Source organism: Actinocrispum wychmicini (genome assembly GCF_004345645.1).
Taxonomy (GTDB): domain Bacteria; phylum Actinomycetota; class Actinomycetes; order Mycobacteriales; family Pseudonocardiaceae; genus Kibdelosporangium; species Kibdelosporangium wychmicini.
Window position 1 is genome coordinate 441,496 of record NZ_SLWS01000004.1, and the last position, 22,762, is coordinate 464,257.

At 68.2% G+C, this 22,762-nt stretch carries 19 protein-coding genes; 7 read left to right on the forward strand and 12 right to left on the reverse strand.

What is annotated here, in order from left to right; translation table 11 throughout:
- The first annotated feature begins 105 nt into the window (after positions 1-105).
- From EV192_RS20085 to EV192_RS20095, 3 genes are read left to right on the forward strand one after another with little or no spacing between them, the layout of a single operon-like run.
- Positions 106-726 carry an ArsR/SmtB family transcription factor gene (locus EV192_RS20085; protein ID WP_207926145.1) on the forward strand — a complete coding sequence of 207 codons (621 nt, stop codon included), beginning with the start codon at positions 106-108 and terminating at the stop codon, positions 724-726.
- Between the two features lies 1 nt (position 727).
- Complete coding sequence (locus EV192_RS20090; protein ID WP_132117509.1) at positions 728-1,495, forward strand: SRPBCC family protein; 768 nt, start codon at positions 728-730, stop codon at positions 1,493-1,495.
- Between the two features lie 31 nt (positions 1,496-1,526).
- Positions 1,527-2,084, forward strand: a complete 558-nt coding sequence (locus tag EV192_RS20095; protein ID WP_132117511.1) for a dihydrofolate reductase family protein — start codon at positions 1,527-1,529, stop codon at positions 2,082-2,084.
- Positions 2,085-2,100: 16 nt separating this feature from the next.
- On the opposite strand, the gene EV192_RS20100 is transcribed toward EV192_RS20095, so the two are convergent.
- On the reverse strand, positions 2,101-3,288 hold the full coding sequence (locus EV192_RS20100; protein ID WP_132117513.1) for an FAD-dependent monooxygenase: 1,188 nt from the start codon (positions 3,286-3,288) through the stop codon (positions 2,101-2,103).
- Positions 3,289-3,393: 105 nt separating this feature from the next.
- Between EV192_RS20100 and EV192_RS20105 the strand changes: the two genes are divergently transcribed.
- A complete protein-coding gene (locus EV192_RS20105; protein WP_132117515.1) occupies positions 3,394-4,311 on the forward strand; it encodes a TetR/AcrR family transcriptional regulator C-terminal domain-containing protein in 918 nt (305 codons plus the stop codon).
- A 71-nt stretch (positions 4,312-4,382) separates the two neighbouring features.
- Positions 4,383-4,985, forward strand: a complete 603-nt coding sequence (locus EV192_RS20110; RefSeq protein ID WP_132117517.1) for an HAD family hydrolase — start codon at positions 4,383-4,385, stop codon at positions 4,983-4,985.
- Positions 4,986-5,024: 39 nt separating this feature from the next.
- Here the strand turns inward: EV192_RS20110 and EV192_RS20115 are convergent, their stop codons facing one another.
- Genes EV192_RS20115 through EV192_RS20125 form a run of 3 tightly spaced genes read right to left on the reverse strand, consistent with a single transcriptional unit; the run spans position 5,025 to position 9,604 of the window.
- Entirely contained in the window at positions 5,025-6,797 is a 1,773-nt protein-coding gene (locus EV192_RS20115; protein WP_132117519.1) for an ABC transporter ATP-binding protein, read from the reverse strand.
- Positions 6,794-8,497 carry an ABC transporter ATP-binding protein gene (locus EV192_RS20120; RefSeq protein WP_132117521.1) on the reverse strand — a complete coding sequence of 568 codons (1,704 nt, stop codon included), beginning with the start codon at positions 8,495-8,497 and terminating at the stop codon, positions 6,794-6,796. Before EV192_RS20120 ends, EV192_RS20115 begins: the two co-directional genes overlap by 4 nt.
- A gap of 51 nt (positions 8,498-8,548) precedes the next feature.
- On the reverse strand, positions 8,549-9,604 hold the full coding sequence (locus tag EV192_RS20125) for an SAM-dependent methyltransferase (protein WP_165960502.1): 1,056 nt from the start codon (positions 9,602-9,604) through the stop codon (positions 8,549-8,551).
- Positions 9,605-9,934: 330 nt separating this feature from the next.
- Between EV192_RS20125 and EV192_RS20130 the strand changes: the two genes are divergently transcribed.
- A complete protein-coding gene (locus EV192_RS20130) occupies positions 9,935-10,525 on the forward strand; it encodes a hypothetical protein (protein ID WP_132117525.1) in 591 nt (196 codons plus the stop codon).
- A 12-nt stretch (positions 10,526-10,537) separates the two neighbouring features.
- On the opposite strand, the gene EV192_RS20135 is transcribed toward EV192_RS20130, so the two are convergent.
- A complete protein-coding gene (locus tag EV192_RS20135; RefSeq protein ID WP_132117527.1) occupies positions 10,538-13,333 on the reverse strand; it encodes an AfsR/SARP family transcriptional regulator in 2,796 nt (931 codons plus the stop codon).
- Positions 13,334-13,717: 384 nt separating this feature from the next.
- On the opposite strand from EV192_RS20135, the gene EV192_RS20140 reads away from it, so the two are divergent.
- The gene (locus EV192_RS20140; RefSeq protein ID WP_132117529.1) at positions 13,718-15,364 is read left to right on the forward strand and encodes a hypothetical protein; all 1,647 of its coding nucleotides are present in this window, start codon (positions 13,718-13,720) and stop codon (positions 15,362-15,364) included.
- 13 nt (positions 15,365-15,377) lie between these two features.
- Here EV192_RS20140 and EV192_RS20145 read toward each other — a convergent pair whose 3' ends face one another.
- The 7 genes from EV192_RS20145 to EV192_RS20175 are packed head-to-tail and all read right to left on the reverse strand — an operon-like array spanning position 15,378 to position 22,720.
- Entirely contained in the window at positions 15,378-16,223 is an 846-nt protein-coding gene (locus EV192_RS20145; protein WP_132117531.1) for an arylamine N-acetyltransferase family protein, read from the reverse strand.
- Positions 16,220-18,385: an EamA family transporter gene (locus EV192_RS20150; protein ID WP_132117533.1), complete on the reverse strand. Its 2,166-nt coding sequence runs from the start codon at positions 18,383-18,385 to the stop codon at positions 16,220-16,222. The genes EV192_RS20145 and EV192_RS20150 overlap by 4 nt, the downstream gene beginning before the upstream one ends.
- Before the next feature lie 18 nt (positions 18,386-18,403).
- On the reverse strand, positions 18,404-19,699 hold the full coding sequence (gene ectB / locus EV192_RS20155; protein ID WP_165960503.1) for a diaminobutyrate--2-oxoglutarate transaminase: 1,296 nt from the start codon (positions 19,697-19,699) through the stop codon (positions 18,404-18,406).
- 33 nt (positions 19,700-19,732) lie between these two features.
- Positions 19,733-20,617 carry a cupin-like domain-containing protein gene (locus EV192_RS20160; protein WP_132117535.1) on the reverse strand — a complete coding sequence of 295 codons (885 nt, stop codon included), beginning with the start codon at positions 20,615-20,617 and terminating at the stop codon, positions 19,733-19,735.
- On the reverse strand, positions 20,614-21,651 hold the full coding sequence (locus EV192_RS20165) for a PLP-dependent cysteine synthase family protein (protein WP_132117537.1): 1,038 nt from the start codon (positions 21,649-21,651) through the stop codon (positions 20,614-20,616). Before EV192_RS20165 ends, EV192_RS20160 begins: the two co-directional genes overlap by 4 nt.
- Positions 21,648-22,280 (reverse strand): FMN-binding negative transcriptional regulator, encoded by a 633-nt coding sequence (locus EV192_RS20170; RefSeq protein ID WP_165960504.1) that lies wholly within the window; start codon positions 22,278-22,280, stop codon positions 21,648-21,650. The genes EV192_RS20165 and EV192_RS20170 overlap by 4 nt, the downstream gene beginning before the upstream one ends.
- A complete protein-coding gene (locus tag EV192_RS20175; protein WP_132117541.1) occupies positions 22,277-22,720 on the reverse strand; it encodes a DUF3291 domain-containing protein in 444 nt (147 codons plus the stop codon). Before EV192_RS20175 ends, EV192_RS20170 begins: the two co-directional genes overlap by 4 nt.
- Positions 22,721-22,762 lie beyond the last annotated feature (42 nt).

Below are 22,762 nucleotides of genomic sequence, written 5' to 3' on the forward strand. Positions count from 1 at the left end.
TGACCGATCAGCGGCTGCCTGTCCCAGCTTGGGTCCTCTCTCATGCCCAACACCGACAAAAAAATTTGTCTTGACATCTACGGTTGTCGGCGTCAGGGTTGTCGCATGTTGGACGTGGCAGTGATCGACGACCCGGCCGCCGCCGAGGTCACGCTGGACCCGATGCGGGCGCGGTTGCTCGCCGAACTGGTCGAGCCGGCGTCGGCCACGATGCTGGCCGCGCGGGTCGGACTCGCTCGGCAGAAGGTCAACTACCACCTGCGGGAACTGGAACGGCACGGCCTGATCGAGCTGGTCGAGGAGCGCAGGAAGGGCAACGTCACCGAGCGCCTCATGCGAGCGACGGCCTTGTCCTACGTGATCTCACCCGTCGTGCTGGCGGCCGTGCAGCCCGACCCGGCGCGCTCGCCGGACCGGCTGTCGGCCAGTTGGCTGCTCGCGCTGGCAGCGCGGATGGTGCGTGAGGTCGGCGCGTTGATCGCCGGCGCCGCCAAGGCCCGTAAACCGTTGGCGACCTTCGGACTGGACGCCCAGGTGCGCTTCGCCGGCCCGGCCGACCGGGCCGCCTTCGCCGAGGAGCTGACCACCACGGTCGCCGCGCTGATCAGCCGGTACCACGACGAGAACGCGCCCGGCGGCCGCGACCACCGGATCGTGATCGCCCTGCACCCCAGCGTCAAACCGGACGCGAGCCCCAGCACCACCAACCAGGACAAGGACTCCTGACATGTCGCACGACTTCGAGATCGCCGACGAGATCGCCATGGCGGCCACCCCGGAGCAGGTGTGGGACGCCATCGCCACCGGCCCCGGCGTCGACTCCTGGTTCATGGGACGCACCGAGATCGCACCCGGGGCAGGAGGGACGAACAGCCTGGACATGACGGACGCGATGGGGTTCGTCCAGAAGTCCACGATCACCGCGTGGGAGCCGGGCAAGCGCCTGGCCTTCCGAGAGGACAGCCCGGACGGCACGTTCACGGCCTTCGAGTACCTGCTGGAAGGCCGGGACGGCGGCAGCACCGTCCTGCGCTTCGTGCACAACGGCATCCTGGGTGGCGACTGGGATGCGGAGTACTACGACAGCATGAAGGCCGGCGACCTGATGTACCTCAGGCAGCTCGCCACTTACGTGAAGTACTTCCCGGGCCGCTACGCCACCCGCAACCTGTTCCTGCTCGGCCCGGCCGTGCCGGACAACGAGCGGGTGTGGTCGCGGTTCGCGGCCGCACTGTCGCTGACCGGTGACATCACCCAGGGTGCGCCCGTGCGGCTGAACGTGCCCGGCCTGCCCGCCACCGACGGTGTGGTCGAGTTCCTCAGCGAGCCGCATTTCGTTGGTGTGCGCACCCCGCACGGCATCCACACGTTGATCAAGGGCTATCAGGACACGCTCGTCGTCGGATATCACGGCTTTTCCGACGACGAGGACGAGAAGGAGATCGAGTCGGTGTGGCGGTCCTGGCTCGCGTCGGCCGCCGTGACGCCGGCATGAAAACGTACGAAACGCACATGGAGGCACTGAGATGCGCAAGTTGATCCTGACCTACTACGTCTCGCTCGACGGCAAGAGCGCCGACGCGGACAACGGAATCCGCGACGTCATGGACGCCATGGACGACACCGAACAGGAGGAGTACTACGCCAGCCAACTGTGGGAGGCCGGGGCCTTCCTGATGGGCCGGAACTCCTACGAGGCGATGAAAGGGTACTGGCCCACCTCCGATCACCCGTCCGCCAAGGCCATGAACGAGATCCCCAAGGTCGTGTTCTCCCGTACGGTGCAATCCGACGACGCCTGGCCCGCCCGAATCGCCAGCGGTGACACGGCGGAGGAGATCGCCAAGCTCAAGGCCGAGCCCGGCAGGGACCTCGTCGCCTGCGCCGGCAACGAGTTCACACACTCCCTGATCAAGCTCGGCGTGGTCGACGAGTACCGGCTGTGGGTGCTCCCCGCCGTCACAGGCAAGGGCACGGCGCTGTTCCCGGAACTGGACGAGGCTGTGCGACTGCGTCTGGTGAAAAGCAAGGCCTTCGCGTCGTCCGGGATCCTCGAACTGTGTTACGCACCAGCCGACAAGTAAGACCATGACATAACCGTCAGTAGTCCTTGAGTGTGATCGCGTCGGCCTTCTGGAACTGTTTGGCGGCGAGCGCGCGCAGTGGCCAGCGGGTCATCATGGTCATCGAGACGTTGCGCATCCGGATCATCAGCGCGCTGTTCGGCGCGAAGCTCTTCATGCCACCGGGTGGCAGGGTCTGGCACTGTTTCACGTAGCCGCGCATTTCGTCCTGGTAGCGGGCGAACGCCGCCTTGTGGTCGTCCGGTGTCGCGGCCAGTTCGCCGGCGAGCACGTAGGCGGCGACGAGTGCCAACGAGGTACCGAGCCCGGCCAGCGGCGAGCCGCAGTAGCCGGCGTCGCCGAGCAGCACCGTCCGCCCGCGGTGCCACTGTCCGATGTGGACTTGACTGAGCGAGTCGAAGTAGAAGTCTCCGGCGCCGGGCATGGCGGCCAGCATCTGCGGTACCAGCCAGCCCGCTCCGGTGAACTTGGCGCGCAGGATCTGTTGCTGGGCAAGCACATCGCGCCGGTCGTAGGTCAGTGGCGGGGAGGTGAAGGCGAGCATCGCCTTGGCTGTGCCACCGTTCTCCGGCCGGATCCCGGCGACCAGCCCGCCGGGCGCGCCGTGCATGAGGAACCAGTTGTCCAGGTCGCCCGGGTCCGGGACCGTGAAGTAGGCCATGTACCCGCCGAGGTGCCGCACGAACTCCTGCTCGGGCCCGAACACGAGCTGGCGTACCCCGGAATGCAGCCCGTCCGCGCCGACCACGATGTCGAACCGTCGTACGGTGCCGCTGGCGAACGTCACCTTGACGCCGTCCCCGTCCTCGGTCAGCTCGGCGATCCGGTCGTCGAACAGGTATTCGGTGCCGTCGCGGGTGGCGTCGTGGAGGATGCGGGCCAGGTCGCCGCGCATGATCTCGATCTCCGCGACCATCCCCTCGCCGTCGAACAGGTCGGCCGGCATCTTCGTGGTCCACCGGCCGCGCCGGTCCACGTACGCGAATCCGCGCTCGTCGACGCTCTCGGCCCGGACCGTGTCGAGAAGCCCCATCCGCTCAACCACTTCGCGCCCGGCGCCGCGTAGGTCCACGGCGTGCCCGCCGGGTCGGGGCGCGGGCGCGACCTCCACGACCGTCGATGTGAAGCCGTGCCGCCGCAGCCAGAACGCGAGCGCCGGCCCACCGATGCCAGCGCCCGCGATCAGTACCGTCCGGTTGACCATTGCTATGACTCCTTGTCGCGTACGATGTACCAACTCATGCGTACACCGTACGTGTACTAGTCAAGCCGCTTGGTGTACTAGTACGGGGAAAGGGAGGAGCGATCGATGGCCCAGCCGCCGTACCGGCGCATCGCCGACGAGATCCGCGCCCGGATCGCCAATGGCGAACTGCGACCTGGCGACCCGGTACCGTCAGCACGCGGTATCACCCGCGAGTGGGGCGTGGCCCTGGCCACCGCGACGAAGGTGCTCGCGACCCTGAACGCCGAGGGGGTGACCCGCCCGCTGCCGGGTCGGGGCACGTTGGTCGCCGACCCGACCGTCCCCGCCCAGCCGGCGGCACGCCGGAACGAGGGCGACCCCGACCTGACCCGCGAGCGGATCGTGGCGGCGGCCATCCGGGTCGCTGACGCCGAAGGGCTGGCGCAGTTGTCCATGCGGCGGATCGCGACCGAGCTGGGCACGGCCCCGATGTCCCTCTACCGCCACGTCGACGGCAAGGACAACCTGCTGGTGTCCATGATGGACAGTGCGCTCGGCGAGGATCCCCTGCCGGCCAAGCCGCCCAAGGGCTGGCGGGCCCAGTTGGAGCTGTGCTCCCGCATCCAGTGGCGCGTGTTCCGCCGCCACCCGTGGCTCGCCCCGGCGCTGTCCATCACCCGCCCGCAGCTGATCCTCAACGGGATGCGGCACACCGAATGGGCGCTCCGCGCGCTGGACGGGTTGGGCCTGACGATCCAGGAGATGATGACCATCCACGGGACAATCGTCAGCCACGTGCGCGGCCTGGCTCTCAACCTTGAGGCCGAGGCCCAGGCCGAGCAGGACTCGGGGCTGACGAGCGACGAGTGGACGCAGACCCAGGAGCACGGCTTCCGCGTCATCGCCGCCGCCGGCGACTTCCCGCTGCTGACCCGGCTGGTCGACAGCGACCTGCAGCCGGACCTGGACCAGTTGTTCGAGTTCGGCCTTGGCCGCCTGCTGGACGGGATCGGGGTGGACCGGCACCTGGCCGGCCGGTAACTGAAGCTCGGCACGTGCCCCTGCCGGTTCGAACCCGGTCACCTCATCGAGCGCCCCAAGGGAGTGGTCGCGTGAACCGGCCCGCGATCTTGATCGATATCGGTGGCGTCCTCGTCCCCGACCATCCGTCCACAGCCGCAACCGAGTGGAGCACCCGACTCGGGATCTCCCCACCCGCTTTCCTTGCCGCGCTGTACGGCGGAAACGACGACCAGGTACTCATCGGCCGCACCAGTGAGGAGTCCTGGTGGAGCATCGTCGGCAACCGGCTCGGCATCGACCGCGACCTGATCGCCACGATCCGATCCGATCTGACCGCCCGACAGACCTGGGACGACACCCTCGTGGCAGGCCTACGCGGCCTCCGCGGCTGCGCGAAGACCGCCATCGTCAGCAACACCTGGCCACACATGCGCACCACAATGGCCAACGCCGGCCTGCTCGACATGGTCGACGCCATCGTCCTGTCCTGCGAAGTCGGGTTCGCCAAACCCGACCCCCGCATCTACACCACCGCCCTCCAACGTGTCAGCGCCCGTCCCGCGGACACGCTCTTCATCGACGACACCCCGGGACACGTCGCCACCGCGAGATCACTCGGCATGACCGGCCACGTGCACACCAACACCAGAGACACCCTCACCCGGATCCAGGAGTTCCTACCGTCGTCCTGAACTGACCACGAGGTTGAGACACACAGCAGCACGTGTCGGTCACGGCGACCGCCGATGCTGTCTGCGCATGTCCTCCGAATTCTCAAGCAGTTCCGCGAACGTGCCCACGGCGTCCACCCGGCCTGCCTTGAGCAACACCACCTGGTCGGCGCGCTGCAGGACCGCGGGTCGGTGCGACACCGTGAGACACGTGACGGACAACGCGAACAGCTGCGCCCAAAGATCCCGCTCGGTGTCCACGTCCAGCGCGCTGGACAGGTCGTCCATCACGAGGAGGAACGGCTGCCGCACGAACATCCGAGCCGCGGCGGTGCGCTGGATCTGACCGCCGGACAGCCGTACGCCGCCGACGCCGATCTGCGTGTCCAAGCCGTCGTCGAAGTGCTGCAGGTCCGGCAGCAGTACTCCCTGTTTGACCGCCTGGTGCACCACGTTGTACTCGTCCGGCAGGCCGAGCAGGATGTTCTCCCGGATGGTTCCGGACAACAACACGGGGTTCTGCGCGGTGTACGCGACCCTGGGCGGAACCATGAACTCGCCTGGGTTGTCGATGACGTCACCGTTCCAGCGGATCTCGCCGCCGTGGGCGGGATGCAGGCCGAGGATGGCGCGCAGCAGGGTTGTCTTGCCGGAACCTATTTCTCCGGTGATCACGGTTGTGCCGCCCGCCGGGATGGTGAGCGTCACGTCCCGAATGCCTTTGTCGGTGTGCGGAAAGATGTGTGTCAGTCCATCGATCCTTAGCTCCCGCAACGGTTCCACTGCGGGCGGTGGGGGTGGTGCCGGCGGTTCGCTGTGCAGGTAGAGCGGGTGGTGGTCGACGAGCGTGAGCGGTGGCGTGCCTTGGAGCAGCGCGGTCGCCCGGCTGAAGGCCACCCCGGACTGCTGGTAGGTGCGCACCAGGTAGCCCATGAATCCGGTGTACTCGGAGACCTGCATGAGATAGGTGGAGAACAGGACGAAGTCGCCGATGCTGAAGTCGCCGCTGGCCATCCGTCCGCCGGCCGCGAGCAGCGTCAGCCCGGCACCGATGCCGGCCGTGCTGGAGAACAACGCGTCCAGTGCGATGCTCTGCACCTTGTCCCGGATCATCGCGTCCTTGCGGACGCTGTTGCGGGCGCGCAGCCGGGCCACGACCGCGTCCTCCCGGTCGGCTGCTTTGATCGCGCGGACCGCGACGGCCATCTCCTCGATGGCGGCCGTGACGTTCGCGGTGGCTTCGCGACTGCGTTCCCGGACCCGATACGCGCGGTTGCGGGCCAACTGCCCCAGGCAGAGCACCAGTATCAGCGGCACCATCACGACCAGCGTGACCCGCACGTCGACGCTGAGCAGGATCGCGATGCCGCCGAACGCGAAGACCAGCGCGGCGAGCATGTCGAAGCTCCAGCCGCCCATCATCGCGATGGCGTCGCTGTCGTCGCGGAGCGTCGAGATGGTCTCGCCCGCGCTGCCCGGCAGCGCCTGTGCGCCGGGGCGGCGGAAGATCGTGCGCAGCAGATTGTGCTGCACCAGCCCACGTATGCGGATGTACCACCCGCTGTAGGCCATCGTGGCCCACAGGATCGCGGCGCACCTGGCCATGCCGCCCGCGACGAGGATCGCGACGACCGAGACGATGGTGAACCCGGGCGCGGCCCGCCCTTCGAGCACGTCGAACAGGGCCTTGCCCATCACACCTGGCAGCAGTGGCCACAGGTGGAACAACAGCCAGCCGACGGCTGCCAGGGTGAAGCGGAGCGGGCTGTAGGAGATCAGCTTTCCGAGGAACCGCAGCGTTGGCGGTGTCGCGCGAGGCTTCGTGGTGGTCACCGGCGACTTACCTCTCCGATCCGGAACAGTTCGGCGAGCCGCGAACCGGGATCGTCGAGCAACTCCGCTGTTGATCCGCTTTCCACGACGGCGCCGTCGTCCAACACGATCGTGGTGTCGGTGCGACGAATGGTGTCCAGCCGGTGGGCGATCACGATGACCGTCCGGCCGGCGAGCAGGACGTCGAACGCCCGTTGCAGCATCGACTCGGTGAACAGGTCCAGCTTGCTCGACGGCTCATCGAGGATGACCAGTCCGGGATCCTTGACGAAGACCCGGGCGAGGGCCAGCACCTGCGCCTCGCCCGCGGACATCGACCGGGGCGACAGCGGTGTGTCCAGTCCCGCGGTCAATCCGGCGAACCACGGTCGGATGCCCAACGTGTCGAGAATCTCGACGAGCTTGTCGTCCGGGACGCTGTCGTCGAAGAAGGTCAGGTTGTCGCGGAGGGTCGCGTCGAACACGTGGACGTCCTGCGTCACCAGGCCGACGCGGGTGCGCACGGAGGACGATCGTGCCTCCCGGACGTCGACCCCGTCGACCAACACACGGCCGCCACTTGGTTCGTAGAGCCGGAACAGCAACTGCGCGATGGTGGTCTTGCCCGCACCTGTCCGCCCGACCAGACCCATCGACGTCCCCGCCGGCACTTGAAACGACAGGTCGCCCAGCACCTCTTTGCGGCTGGGTGGTTCCGCCTGAATCTCGGTCAACTGCGGGACGTCGTCGTGCTTGTACTCGAACCGGACGTGGTCGAACTCCACCGACAACGGTCCCTCGGGCAGTGATCGGGTGCCCTCACCGATCGTCGGCCGTACCGCGAACAAGCGCGCGATGCGCCGCAGCGACGCCCTGGCCTGTTGCAGGCCCTGCATCTTCTCCCGCAGAACCTCCAACGGAACGGTGATCGTTGTCGCGTACGCGACAACGAGGTACACGTTGGCCAGCGAGATCGTGCCGTTCTGGGCAAACCAGCCGCTGAACCCGAAGACCACCGCGGTGCCCGCGGTGAACACCAACGTGAGCACCACCCAGATCAGGCTCGCCCACGTCTCCGCCCGGAACTTGACCGGCAGCCACGCCCGGAGGTGCCGGTGGAACCCGGTCATCGCGTACTCGATGGCGTGTGCGGACTTGAGGTCCTCGGTGGCGCGGATGGTTTCGCCGACGTAGCCGAAGAACCGTCCACTTTGGTCGCGGTCGGCCTCCCACTTACCGCTGGCGATCACGCTGACTTTGGCCAGCAGCACGTAGCCGAGCAGGGTGATCGCGGTGAACGTCACGCCGATGCGCCAGTCGGCCAGCGTCAACGCGCCGAGGATGCCCAGGATGAGCAACGCGTTGCCGATCAGCTGAACGATCATGGCGGAGAAGAACTCGGCGACCTGGTTGACGTCGCCGTCGATCCGTTCGACCAGCTCACCCGGTGGGTGTACGGCGTGGAAGGCCAGGTCGAGTCCCAGCACGTGCGTGGCGAGGTCTTCGCGGACCTTGTTCGTCGCGGTCCATGCCACCCGTTCGCTCGCGTACGCGGCGAACACCCGAGTGCATTGCCGAGTCAACGCGACAGCGAGGAAGACCAGTGCCGTCACCATAAGCACAGACTGCGCGGTACCTTCCTGCACGGACCGGATGAACACAGCGATGATCTGTGGCTCGGATATCTCCAGCACGATGCTGGTGACCAACAGGAGTGCCATCAGCGCGACCGCACCTCGCTGCGGGCCGAGATATGTGCGCAACAATTTAGATCACGCCGGTTTCACGCCGACGATGTGCGCGTACTGCACCTGCCGGGAGACCGGCAGGTGCACGTACTTCGGCACCGCGGGCCACACCAGGGACAGCGGCCAGCCGAACTCCGCACGAAGTTCGCGGCGGCGACGGCGCAGGACCTTCGTTGTGTCGATGAAGGTCTGCAGAGAATCGGCTGTGTAGTCGATGAAGGCCTCGGGCGTCAGCCCTGACATCGACAAGGCGGTCAGGTAGCCGGCCCGGTTGTCCAGGAAGATGCCCTGGTTGGCGGAGTGTTCGGACAGCGGCCGTCGGCTGTCGATCACCGCCCTGTCTATAAGGGACAGAGACCCGCCCGGTTTCAGCAGGCCGGCCAGGATGCCGATGCCCTCCTGCTTGCGCTCGGCCGGGAAGTGGCCGGTCACCTCGATCGCACCGACGGCGTCGGCCTGACCGACCAGGTCGGCGCACACTGTCGGGTCGTAGATGTCTCCGCACCGGATCTCCACGTTGGGCAGCGCCATCTCGGTGACCAGCTGTTCGGCGGTCCGAGCCTGGTTCCGGCTGATCCCGATCGAGACGATCCGAGTGTCAGGCAGCAGGCGAGCGAGCCGCAGTACCGAATTTCCCCGGCCGGTGCCGATTTCGACGATGAGACCGCCGGACGGTTGGCTGACCGCCGGCTGCCAGGCCAGATCGACGGTGTTGACCTGCGCCAGATGCAAGCGGGCGGCCGGGTCGGGACACGTGGATATGTCCTTTGTGTACACGCCGAGACTCAGGCTCAACCACGCGCGGCGCAGCAGACGCGCAACTGTCTCGTGGAACCAGTCCTCATCCTGAAGCGGCTTCCCCAGCGACGACCGGATCGCTGCCTTGAGGAAGGCGTTTCCGCGCGCGCTCGGTGTGACGCCCTTGTCTTCCTCGGCGTACAACCGGCGCTCGACGAAATCCCTTACTTTCGTGAATTCCACGGCGAACTTGTTCTGCTCGGACGTGGCCAGTGTGGGTGCGATCTCGGGCGGGATCGGAAATCGTCGGTCGAGTTCCGCCCGTGTGGTCGTCAGCGGCATCGTAGGCGTCCCTTCCTGGGTGCACGTCCGAGGCGTCCAACCAATTCGTAGCAGTTTCGCCCGCATGTGCGTCAAGCAAGGGCGTTCGGTCTGAGAGATGAGTGGTAGGAGAATGAGACTGTGTCATCGCCATCTCATGTTCCGCGATCAAGAATCAACCCAGCAGGAATGAAGCCGGCTGCGGCTGTGCAGAGCCCCGCCGGCCGCTGGAGCAGAAGGTGAGCACTGATGAGTGACATACCTCCCACGATGCCCCCAGGCGGTTGGGCCGGGCCCGGCTACCGCCGTCCGCGCACCAGGTGGGCTTGGCTGATCGGTGGGGCCGCCCTGGTGGCGGCGGTGGTCGCGGGAGTGGTCATCGCGAGCAGCGTTGACCACTCCACACCGGCTCGAAACGTGGTCACCCGCGTTGCCGCGGACGCCTGCTCACTGGTCACACGGGCGACAATCGACACCTATGTCCGCGGAGTCGCCTGCGAGGCAAAGCTCAACTCCGATACTTTGAAGACAGCCTCCTGGTACCCGGATCCCGGCGATTATCAGCACGGGTATGTGTCACTGGTCGTTTCCCTCATCGTCCTCAGCGACGGCGTCGACCCGGTGGCCAGCTTCGAGGAGGAGAAGGAACAAGTCCCGACGCGGCCGTCACCCTCCCCGCACAGTATCCTCCGGGACGACCGCCCGGTCATCCAGCTCGGCGACGACGCGCACGTCTTCTACTGGGAGAGCAACGATCAACCAGACGGGGCAACGACCTTTGGCGATGCGGAGATCGTGGTCCGTGTCCGCAACGTAATGGTCACCGCCAGCCACGGGGGGTACGTCCGCAAGAATGACAATGAGACCGCGCCGGTCTCGCAACAGGACGCCGAGGCCGCGGCAACGGCCGCCGCCAAGGACGCCATCAGTTGGGTGCGTTGACCAGCGTGGCGCTCAAGGGGTGCGCCCCCGCAGGGCGTCGAGTTCATGTTGGACACGGGCGGCGTCCTCAGTGCGGTGTTGCGCCTGGTACAGCCCCACCGCCTGGTGCCAGGCGGCGCGGGCCTGCTCGTAGTGGCCGAGAGCACTGTGCGGATGGCCAAGGCGGTCGAGGATGTCAGCCTCCTCACAGGAGTTGCCGAGGTCGCGGTGCAGTGTGAGGGCCTGCTGGTAGTAGTCCAGGGCGAGGATGTACTGGCCGGTCTGGTAGGCGATCAGGCCCAGACTGTCCAGGTTCCTGGCTTCACCGTGGCGGTTGCGGTGGCTGCGCACCCCCGCGAGGGCGGCCTCGACCGAAACGCGGGCCAGGTCGTAGTCGCCCAGCCGGGCTTGGAGCCAGCCCACCTGACTGAGCGAGTGGGCCTTCCACACCGGATTGTCGAGGGTTTGGTAGAGGTTCAGTGCCTGGGTGGCGTGTTCCAGCGCCCGCCGGTCCTCCCCTCGTTGTTCCCAGGCCCACCCGAGAAGCCCGTAGGTGTGGGCTTGACCGGGCCGGTCTCCGATGTCCTCGGCCAGGGCCAGGGCCCGCCCCAGGTGATGCAGGGCTTCCTCGTGCCTGCCTGCCCTGGCGCAGGCGTGCCCGAGTTGTTGGTGGGCGAGGTGTCGGGCGGCGGGGTCGGCGAGGTTGTCGGCGGCGGCCAGTCCGGCTCGCCAGGCGGCCACGTTGTCGTGCAGGTGCCCGCGCAGTTCCCGGAACGTGGTCAGGGCCCAGCTCAGGTGCCCCACGGCCTGGTGCCAGCCGAGTGTGGTGGCGAGGTGGTGGGTGGCCTGCAGGTTGAGGTGCTCGGTGTCGAACCATGTGAACGCGGCCGTGTGGTCGGGGAACGGCTGGCGGTGGCAGTCGGGCGGCTGCTTGAGGTGGATCGCCGGGCGGTGCGGGGCCAGCAGCCGGTCGCCGGCCAACGCCGTGCGCAGGTAGAAGTCGACCAGTCGCCGCAGTGCGGTGTCCCGTACGTCGTCGGATTGGTCGGTGTTGGCTTGTTCGGTGGCGTACAGGCGAAGAAGGTCGTGCATGCGGTAGCGCCCCGGAACCGGTTGGTCGATCAGGTGCGCGGTTTCCAGTTCCCGCATCAGGGGGCGGATCCGCTGGGTGGGCCGTGCGGTGAGGTTCGCGGCGGCGGGCAGGCTGATGTCCGGTCCGGGCGCCAGCCCGAGGAGTCCGAACGCGCGAGCCGCGTCCGGCGGCAGGGCATGGTAGGACCAGGAGAACACCGCGCGCAGGCTGGCAGGTAGTTCCCCGGTGTCCAGAGCGTCCAGCCGGGTGGCCGAGTCCCGGATCTCCGCGGCCAGAGTGGCCAGCGGCAGGGCCGGATCGGTGGTCGCGCGGGCCGCGATGATCCCCAGGGCCAACGGGAAGCCGGCGCAGTGCTGGAGCAGATCGGCCACGGCGTGCGGCTCGGCGGCGACCCGGTCCGCGCCCAGGTGGGTGCTCAGGAGTTGGCGTGCCTCGTCGTCGGTGAGCACGTCGAGGGCGAGGGGGCGGGCGCCGTGGCTGGTGATGAGGGCGGGCAGGGTGTTGCGGCTGGTGATCACCACCGTGACGGTGGGACTGCCGGGGAGCAGCGGGGTGACCTGAGCCGTGTCGAGGGCGTTGTCCAGCAGCACGAGCATGCGTTTGTCGGCGATCAGGCTGCGGTACAGCGCCGTCTGGGCGTCCAGCTCCTGCGGGATCGCGGCCGGCTCGACGCCGAGGGCGTTCAGGAACCCACGTAGCGCGACCGCCGGGTCGAGGGGGTGGCTGGTGGGGTCGAAGCCGCGCAGGTTGACGAAGAACTGCCCGTCGGGGAACCGGTGCACGTTGACGTGCGCCCAGTGCAGGGCGAGCCAGGTCTTGCCGATGCCCCCGGTGCCGCCGATGGCGGAGATCACCACCGTGCCGCCGGCGTCGACTCGGGCGGCCATCGCGTCGGTGAGCGCGGCCAGTTCGCCGGCGCGGCCGGTGAAGAACCGCGGCGAGGCGGGTAGCTGCCGCGGCATAGGTGACCGTGCGGATTTCGGTGGGTTGGTGGGGACCGTCACGGTGGAGTCGGCGGTCAGGATCAGCTGGTGCAGTCGCTGGAGCACCGGACTGGGGTCGGTGCCGAGTTCCTCGGCCAGCCGTCGGCGGGCCTGGTCGTAGTGCTGCAGGGCTTCGGCTTGGCGACCGCTGCGATACAACGCGAGCATGAGCTGTCCGGCCACCCGCTCGTCCAACGGGTGCGCGACGGCCAAGGCGGTCAGGTCGGAGAGCAACCCGGTGTGCTGACCGACGCGTAGCCGCAGGTCCACGTGGTCCAGTTCAGCGGCCAACCGCTGCTGGTCCAGGTCGGCGCGGACGGTGTTGATCCACGGCGTGTCCAGACCTGTGCACACATCCCCCCGCCACAACCCGAACGCCTCCTGGAAGAAGGCCGGCGCGCGGTCGTCGTCACCGGCGCGGGCGTTGGCGAGCAGTCGACGCAGCCGGTGCAAGTCCACCGTGTCCTCGTCGACGACCAGCTCGTACCCGCCAACCCTGCGCGCGATACGGACCTCGTCGGCCGTGTGCAAAGCCCGGCGCAGGCGGGACAGGTAGCCGTAGAGCGTGGCTCGGCCGCCGCCCGGAATCCGCTCGCCCCAAGCACGGTCGAGGAGCTGATCGGCTGACAGCCACTGGTTGGCCTCGATCAGCAGCACGGCCAGCACCCACCGCTGCCGAGCATGGCCCAACTCGACCTGCCGACCGTCGACCCACGCCTCCACCGGGCCCAACACGCGGAACTCCACCGTCATCGCTGACATCCCCTCACCCGCCGGCGACCCTGGGTGTCTGCTTAGCAAGACGCGCCCGCGGGTTGCAGGTTTCTCGCAGGTTTCCCCCCGATCAGCCCAGCAGGGTGATGGACGCGGCGGGACGGGCCCCGCGTCGTGAACACACCGACCGGACGCCGATGTCGCAGGGGGTGGCGTTCGGGCCGACCCGTCCCGCCGCGACCTCAGCGTTCAACGGTCCCGACCCGCGTCACTCGATGGAGTGTTCTTTCGCGCGAGAGCGGGCCGGTCGCACCGCTGCTGATAAGTTGAAGATATGCCAGCGTGGCCGGCCGCTCGGTCTACCTCGCGTGGGCCTGCTAGATGATCGACTGTCGGCGCGTCGCGCGCTCGTCACTCCATCCATTGACCGGCGAGTCACACGAATGGGTCGTTGTGGACGAGGGCAGGTCGATCCCGTGGACCAGCTATGCCGGTCCACTTCGCCTGAGTCAGGCCGACTTCGCCGGTGCGTGCCGCACGCTGCTCGCGATCGAGCCGGCGGACGTGCCGGACGTCGCACTGGACCACGCCGAGATCGGCTCCGCGGATGGGCCCGAGCGGCGGATCATCCTCCATTCCACCACGCCGACCACGCGCGGCTTCGAGACCGATCTCGCGGCCATGGCGGAGGGACGGGTTCCGGTTGACATCACCACCTACACCGAGACCCGTGCGCTCTACCTGGCCCGCCCCGGCGATCTGGCCGTCGGCCGGCTGCGGCCGTGGCGGCTCGCCCCCACTGCGCCCGGCGTCGAGCGACTCGCCTTGGACGACACGGATCACTACTACATGTCCCACGCTTTGCTGCACCGAGCCGTCAACCGGGGTGAGCGGGATCCTGTTCTGGCTCGGCTGATCGCCTGGCTGCGTGAACGTCGGGCGACGGTGCTTTCGGTGTACGACTTCGAGCCGGAGTTGCAACTGCTGGTCGCGTGGCTGGCGCGACGAGCAGGAGTCCACCGGGTCCGCGTCGACGCCAACGACCCCCGCCTCGTGGCGTGGAACCGCAAGGGAACGCTGCACCCCACCGTCGAGGCGGCGCTGGCGGTCGACGTCGACCCGACTGCTGACCCGACGCGGGCACTTGACCTGGAGCGCCGAGCAAGCGACGCCTTTCGGATCCTGGGCGAACCACTCGCGGTCCTCCCGGGTTACACGGTCACCCGGCACTCCGGCCGCGACGCCTTCCACCAGGACTTCTTGCGCGCCGGAAAGCTGTTGAGCGAGCGCTACGGCCTGACACAGGCGTGTCTGAAACCGTCCGAGGGGGGCGACGGCGGACGGATTGTCGTCGGCATCGACCTCGCCGACCATGCCCGCCTCGCGGAACTCGCCTCCCGCGCCTGGACGTCAGGCGGCGACCAGGTCATCGAGGCACACGTCACCTACTTGCAACGGGACGTCAACGGCGAGCGGATCCCGGTGGCTCCGTCAACCCATCTCCGGGACGGCAGTGTGCTGGACGGTCTGACGCTGCAGTTCATGCGCGGACCGTCCTGGAAGGGCAACATCTACGTCGACCGCCCAGGCTGGCAGGCGCTCGGGCTGGGTCGCGCCGCGTACGACGAGATCCGCGCCGAGATGGCCGCGCTGACCGGTCGGCTGCGCCACCATGGACTGGTCCAGGCGGGCATCGACTTCGCCGTCGGCACCCTGGGCGGCAGGTTCGAGGACACGGTCGTCGTCGCGATTCAGGACATCAACGCCAAGCTGACCGGAGCGGTGCTCCTGCGCGAGTTCATGGCCCGGCACCCCATCGACACCAGCGCCGGAGCCGCGACACGAGTCTTCCGGCCGGCCGCCTCGGCCACCCCGTCCGCTGTCCAGCACCACCTGTCGACCAAGCCGGCCGGCGGCACCCGCCGCGAACTCATCGCCACGGTTCCCGGACGCTGGGGAATGCTCGCGGTGACCGGCGCGACACCGCTTGAGGCAGGCGCGCTCGCCTTGACCGCTGAACAGGACCTCATCGCTGAAGGTCTCGCGGCGGACGGGTGGCCTACGCGGTGAGCTCGCGGACGCCTCAGGAACGGGCTGCGTCGGCCAGCCAGGTTTCGTGCTGACGACAGGCGTTGTCCCACAGGCCGGCGACGTCGATGCCGTCGAGCGGAATAAGAAACTCGTTGGCCAGGACGTCGGCGAGGTCGTCCATCGAGTCGAGTACCCGCCGGTGCTGTCCATAGGGGACCGCGGGGCCGGCGTGGGTGAGCGTCCGAGCCCGGAGCACCGCGGTGCGATCAACCTCGGTTCGCCCGGCCAGCAGGGTCTGGACGAACATGGAGTCCGGCGAGTCCACCCGCCACGCGCACGCTTCGACGAAGTCCGCCACCTCCAGCGGCGCGCACCGCAGGTCGAAGGACGTGAAAGCGCTGTTCGGGTGGTGGCGGAACTGCCACAGGTCGTCGCCGAGGTGCCGCACCTCGTAGGAGAACCGGCTCTGTCGGTGCACGCCCGGCCGCAGCGGGACCGGCAGCAGGAATCCGTCCATCAGGCCGACGTCGGCGATCCACCGTTCGCCGGCCAGGTCGACCAGCAGCGGCATGTGGTTGCGCCAAGCGGATTCACCGCGGATCTCCCGGTCAACCGCGGCCTCGACGACCATGACCGAGAAGCCGAGTGCTCGCAGGACCAGCGCCAGCATGGCGTTCAGTTCGTAGCAGAACCCGCCGCGACGCCGGGTGATGAGCTTGTCGATCAGTTCGTCCGGCGCGAGGGACACCGGGCGGCCGAGTTGGATGTCGATGTTCTCGTAGGGCACCGTGCTCGACCAGGCGCGGTGTACAGTCCGCAGTCCCGCCAGGTCGGCGCGCACCGGTTCGTCGATCCCGAGTCGGGCGAGCGCGGCGCGCACGTCGACTTCCGTGGTCATCGGCGCATCGCTGGTGCGCTGCGGTCGTAGAGGCGGTGTTCGATCTGCCGCAGCTGGTGGTAGTCGGCCAGGACCTGGTCCGGGTCGTCCGAGATCAGGTAGACGAACCCGGGTGACGTGACGACGTCGATGGTGCGTGTCAGTGGATGCCCGGGCGGGTGTGCCATCACCATGTAAGCGTATGACGGCAGTGCGCGCAGCGCGGCGAGAGCCTCGTCGGCGGGCATCACGCCGTGGTCGATGGGGTTGATCAACGACACGTGCCGCGGTCGTTGCAGCAGCCGGTACGCGGTGCGGGGGAGACGGTCGAACTCAGCGGGTTTCGCCGCGGCCAGCGCCAGCAGGTCGACCTGGCTGGTGCCGAGACAACGGACGTTGATCTCCGGCACCTGTCCGCCGCCGAGGCGGGCGCCGCATTCCACCAGCACCGGCCCGCGTTCGGTCAGCATCACCTCGGTGTGCCCCGCGCCGTTGCGGATCTGCAGCGCGTCCAGCACCTGGTGGGTGTACCGCTCGACGCGCACGGCGTCTGGATCGTCCGGTGACTGCGGTTCGTGGTAGTCGAAGATGACGTGCCCGTCGGGCAGCCGTCGCTTGTAGTACCGCCAGATCTCCGCGGTGTGATGCCGGCCCTCGCGGCTCACCGTGTTGACGAAGTACTCGTCGCCGGCCAGGAACTCCTGCGCGAGCACCGCGGTGTTGGCCTGCCCGTAGCGGTCCGCGCTGGCCATGATCCGCTGGTGCACCTCGCGGACCTCGTCCGGTCCGGAACAGACTACGACGTTGTCGGTGCCCGCGCTGGCCACCGGTTTCAGCACGACAGGCCAGCCGTTCTCGGTCCGCGCCCACGCGATCAGCTCGTCGACGTCGGCGGACACGATCGTGGCCGCGTGCGCCAGGCCGGCGTCACGCAGAGCCAACACCATGTCGTGCTTGTTCCGACGGGCCGCGGGACGGCTCATCCCGTTGCCCGGCGTGCCCAACTCGGCGGACAGGTGGTCGGCCAGCAGGACGCCGGACTCCGCGCCCGCGATGACCTGGCTGACGCGAAGCCTGCGCAACGCCGCCGCGGTGGCCGTGATGTCGCCGTCATGCTGGACGTCGGCCGCGAAACCAGCCGCGGTCAACGTCAGGTGCACGTCCGGTCGGGGTGACCGCACGTGCACGCATTCGGCGTCTTGGGCGGCCAGTGCCGCCGGCAGATGGCTGGCGGTGGAGTAGGCGTCGACAACGGCGACTCGGCGCGGCCGGGCGCGGATCTCCGCGCGGTGACGGGCCAGCACTCCCACTGCGACCAGGACGGTGATGCCGAGCACGGCCAGCAGGGACAGGGGAGCGACGTGCAGCCGTGGATCCAGGGACTCCAGGCCGATGGTGAACGCCGGGCCGAGGCAGATCAGCAGGGACACAGTGGTCGGCTCGACGTGCTTGACGCTGATCTGCAACAGGTACAGCGGCACGACCACGGAGATGACGGCGAGCACGAGGCCGGGGCCGAGCGACTCGACCACCGCCGGCCGGGGTGTCACCCCCACCGCGGCCCAGCTCACCACGATCATCAGGAAGAACCGCACCGACATCACCGAACTGGGGGAGTACCCGTTCTCGCTCAGTCGCTTGGAGAACACGATGTTCCCGGCGGACGCCAGGCCGGACACCACGGCGAGGGCGACCCCCACCACCGCGCTGCGGAACCCGATGTCGCCGACCGCGCTGTGCCCGGTCACCGAACCCCAGGTCAGCACGACGATCAAGGCGAAGATGCCGACCGACGCGCCGATCTCGGCCAGGACCACCGGGTGCCCGCGGCGCAGCCAGGTGCCGGCCAGCGCGAGGAACACCGGGGTGACGGCGAGGCTGATCACGCCGACGACCGCGGGTTCCAGGTACTTCAGCGAGAACAGCACGGTCAACCAGGCGGCGGCGGTCGTCACGTTCAGCGCGAGCACTTCACGGGGATGGCTGCGCAGCGGGTCGAGGACGCCGGGGCCCAGCCGAATCGTACCGAGGGTGAGGAACACCAAGCCGGCCAGCGTGAACGAGATCGCGGCGATGGTGACCGGGCTGAGCGTCTGGAAGACCGCGCCGGCGTACACGTTGACGACCGCCGTCATGAACGCGTAGCCGATGACCGGGTAAACCCCACGAGCGGTATGTGACATCGGGACCTCCGACCGTTTCTACGCCGCCGTCGCCGCGGCGACGGCAGCGTCCAGGATGTGCAGTCCCTCGGCGAGGTTCTCCTGGGAGATCAGCAACGACGGCAGGAGCTTGACGACCTCGTCGCGCGGACCCGACGTCTCGACCAGCAGACCGCGGTCGAACGCGGCCCGGCAGACGTTCGCGGCCAGTCCGGGTTCGGCGAACTCGACACCGTGGAACAAGCCGCGGCCGCGATGGACCGCACCAGCGGCCACGTGCCGGTGGCAGAGGGTGGTGAGGTTGTCGGTCACCACCGCGCCTTTCTGCTCGGTGCTGTGCCGCAGCCGTTCGTCCGACCAGTACTCGCGCAGTGCGGCCGTCGCCGTGACGAACGCGGGGTTGCTGCCGCGGAACGTGCCGTTGTGTTCGCCGGGGCTCCACACGTCCAGCTCGCGCCGGAACAGCGTGATCGCCATCGGCAGGCCGAACCCGCTGAGCGACTTGGACAGGCACACGATGTCGGGGGTGATGCCGGCGTACTCGAAACTGAAGAACGGGCCGGTCCGGCCGCAGCCCGCCTGGATGTCGTCGACGATCAGCACGACCTCGAACCGGGCGCACAGGCTCGCCAGCCGTCGCATCCACGCCGCGCTGGCCGTGTTGACCCCGCCTTCACCCTGCACGGTCTCCACGATCACGCCGGCGGGCATGTCGACTCCGCTGCCCGGATCGGCGAGCAGGTCCTCCAACAGGTCCAAACCGGACACACCATGGCGTCCGAAACCCTCGTAGGGCAACCGAAGCACGTGGTCGAGCGGCACGCCCGCACCCGCGCGCTTGTCGCTGTTGGCGGTGACCGCCAACGCGCCGAGGCTCATGCCGTGGAACGAACGGGTGAACGCGACCGCGGTGTGCCGGCCGGTCACCTTGCGGGCCAGCTTCAGGGCGGCTTCGACGGAGTTGGCGCCTGTCGGCCCGGTGAACTGTACGCGATAGTCCAGTCCGCGCGGAGCGAGCACGATGTCCCGCAACACGCGCAGGAACGCGGCTTTCGCCTCGGTCATCATGTCCAGGCTGTGCACCAGCCCACCGCCGGTCAGGTATTCGACCAGCGGTTCGCGCAGCGCTGGGTTGTCGTGTCCGTAGTTGAGCGCGCCCGCGCCGGTGAAGAAGTCCAAATAGGACTTACCGTCGGCGGAACGCAGCCGGTCGCCGCCCGCGGTGGCGAATGTCGTCGGCCAGGCGCGGCTGTAGGAACGCACCTCCGATTCCAGCTCCGAACCGTCGGCCACGACGGTGACAGGCCTGGTGAAGCTCACGTCGGATCGAGCCACAGTGATCGTCCTCCCCTCCGGAACACGCGGGCGTCAGCTGACATACGTGAGATACGAACGGTAGAAACGGAAAACGAGCCGCTCCGGGACGCCAAGTCTGAGGCCGAGGTAGGACAGTAGGTTGTAGTAGCCGTTCTTCCACGGCGCCCCATGCAGCACGCTCGCCAGGCCGCGGCGGGCGCTGTCGGCGGTGTGCCAGTCGATGTTGAACGAGACCGACAGGCTGAGGTTGGCCACGTGGTGGAGCGTGCCCGGCGGCATGTAGAGCACGTCGCCCGGCTCCAGCACGACCGTCACCGGTGACACCTGCGCGGCCAGCGGGAACGTTTCGAAGTCCGGAGCGGTCGGATCGAACCTGGCCCACCGCCAGCCGCGTGGGTAGCACAGATCCCGTTGCTCGGCCGGGATCAGCGTGAACTGTTTGCGCCCGGACAGGTGGAAGAACAGGTTGTTGGTCAGCAGCGTGTCGAAGTGCAGTGGCGTGACGCTTCCGGTCGGCCCCATGAAGTGCTGGGTGTACTCCGACCAGTTCGGCCGGTACCAGTCCGGGAGCAGGTGCAGCGGGAACGGCGTGACATCGGCCAGCAGAGCCGGGAAGAACCGGAACAACGGCACGTCGTGCAGGTAGCCCGGTCGCTGAACCGGTTGCCCTGCCTGGACCCGCGCCTCGTGTTCGACCAGCGCGTCGATGTAGTCGGCCAGTGGCAGGCTTTCCCGCCGCCCGTCGGCGACGTCACCCTGTTTGATCGCGAGACGCGTCGAGTGTCCGATCCGGCGGAAGAAGTCCGGACCCCACTCCAGCGCCCGCCATTCCGCGGTCAGCTTCTCCATCACCACCGGCCGGCCCTTGGCGACGAACCCGCCGTAGAAGTCGGCCCGGTCGATCGGGCCGACCCGGTCCACGCTGTCCCAGGTCATGATCGTGCGACGCCTCCGTTCGGCTCGTCGTCCAGCAGCCCGTTCGCGCTCATCCACTCGTCGTCGTAGACCTTGCTGACGTACCGGCTGCCGCTGTCCGGGAAGATCACCAGCACCTTCTTGCCGGCCAGGTCCGAGTCGCCCTCGACGATCCAGCGCAGCGCGCCGACCGTGACGCTGCCGGACGAGACCCCGGCGAAGATGCCTTCCTGCTTGAGGATCCGGCGGGTCATGGCGAAGCTCTCCCGGTCCGCCACCTGGACCACGTCGTCGATCAGGTCGAAGTCGATGTTCGCCGGAACGCAGTCCTTGCCGATGCCCTCGATGAGGTACGGCGCCGGCGGTACCCGCCTACCGTGCTTGTACGCGTCGTACAGGATCGAGCCGACCGGATCGACGCCGATCACCCGCAGTCCTGGCCGGTGTTCCTTGAGGAACTTCCCGGTGCCGCACAGCGTCCCGCCGGTACCGAGCCCGGCGACGAGCACGTCGACGTCCGGCAGTTGACGCGCGATCTCCGGACCCGTGTGCAGATAGTGGTACTCGCGGTTGGCGAGGTTGTTGTACTGGTCGATGTAGACGGCGTTGGGTTCGCGTGCCGCGATCCGCCGCGCCTCGTTGCAGTAGTTCCGGGAGTCCTCGGGCGGCACCGTCGGCGTGACCACGACCTCGGCGCCGAACGCCCGGAGCGTCTTGATCTTCCCTTCGGACATCTTGTCCGGCACGGTGCAGACGCACTGGTAGCCCTTGACGGCCGCGGCCATCGCCAGACCGATCCCGGTGTTGCCGCCGGTGCCCTCGACCACGAGCCCGCCGGGCCGCAGCACACCGCGCCGCTCGGCGTCCTCGATCAGCCAGAATCCGATCCGGTCCTTGACCGAGCCCGCCGGGTTGGTGAACTCCAGCTTGGCGTACACCTCGGCGTCGACGTCCTCGGTCACCCGGTTCAGCCGCACGATCGGGGTGTTGCCGATGGCGCCGAGCACGGTGTCGTGCACCGCACTATGCCGCTCGGGCGCTGTCGCGTGCGTCATGGCCGCTCTCCTGGGTCCAGGTCGGCGAGCACGGGTATCGCCCGGCTCTGGCCGCTGTGCAACTTGTCAATGAGTCTGTCGCGTGCTCGGACGCGGTCCTCGACGGTCTTCTCCTGGGCGAACTTGAACGTGCCGTGCACCGAGTCGACCTCGAGCTGGAAGAAGGTCACCAGGTCGATCTGCCGGCGGACCCGGTTGTCGGATCCGTCCAGCCGGTAGTCCGAACCGTTGTGCCGCTCCAGGTCCTCGACCATCCGGATCATGTAGGCCAGCTTCCGGTCGGGCTCGTCGACGAGCCGGCAGACGCCGGTCACCTGGGCCACCGCGTAGTTCCAGGTCGGGAACTGCCGTGAGACGTAGTCCCGCGGCGAGATGTAGCCGTTCGGCCCCTGGAAGAGCGCGGTCACCCGGCTGCGGTCCAACCGCACCGCGAACGGGTTCTCGCGGTCCAGGTGGCCGTAGAACACGATCCGCGAGCCGGCTCGCACGTCCAACAACACCGGGAGTGACGGCAGGGCACCGCGCACCTCGCCCTGCGGGATCAGCGTGGCGAACGGGAACTCCGCGACGAACGCCAGGATCCTGTCCGGGTCGCGGGTCGCGTACCGCTCGGTCAGATACGTGTTCACGGCACACTCCCGCCGGGCACCGAGTCGAACGTGAAAGCGTGGTCGCTGGGACCGTGTTCGCGCAGATGGGCCAAGCGCTGCTTGGCCTCGTCCACCGACGGCCGGTGGTCGTCGTCGACCAACCACAACACGTAGCTCGGCTCCACGATCCGGTGAAACCACTCCAGTCGTCGCTTGAGCACGTCGTAGTGGCTTGAGCGGTACACGAACTCCTTCAGCTCCGGCACCGAACGCCACACCGAGAGGTTGAAGATGATGGTCTTGTCCTCGAACGCCCGAATGGCTGTGGCGTTGCCGCTCTCGTCGTGCAGCCGCCAGACGAAACCCGCCCACCCGTCAGCCGCCGCGTTGACCACGTCCAGCCGGCGGACGAAGTCCGCCATGTCGGGGTGGTCCAGCGGGTTGCGTTCCCGCGAGATGTTGAACTGCGCTACGTGCATGATGCTCCGAAGGGGGAACTCAGCCGGCGTTGGACCGCGGAC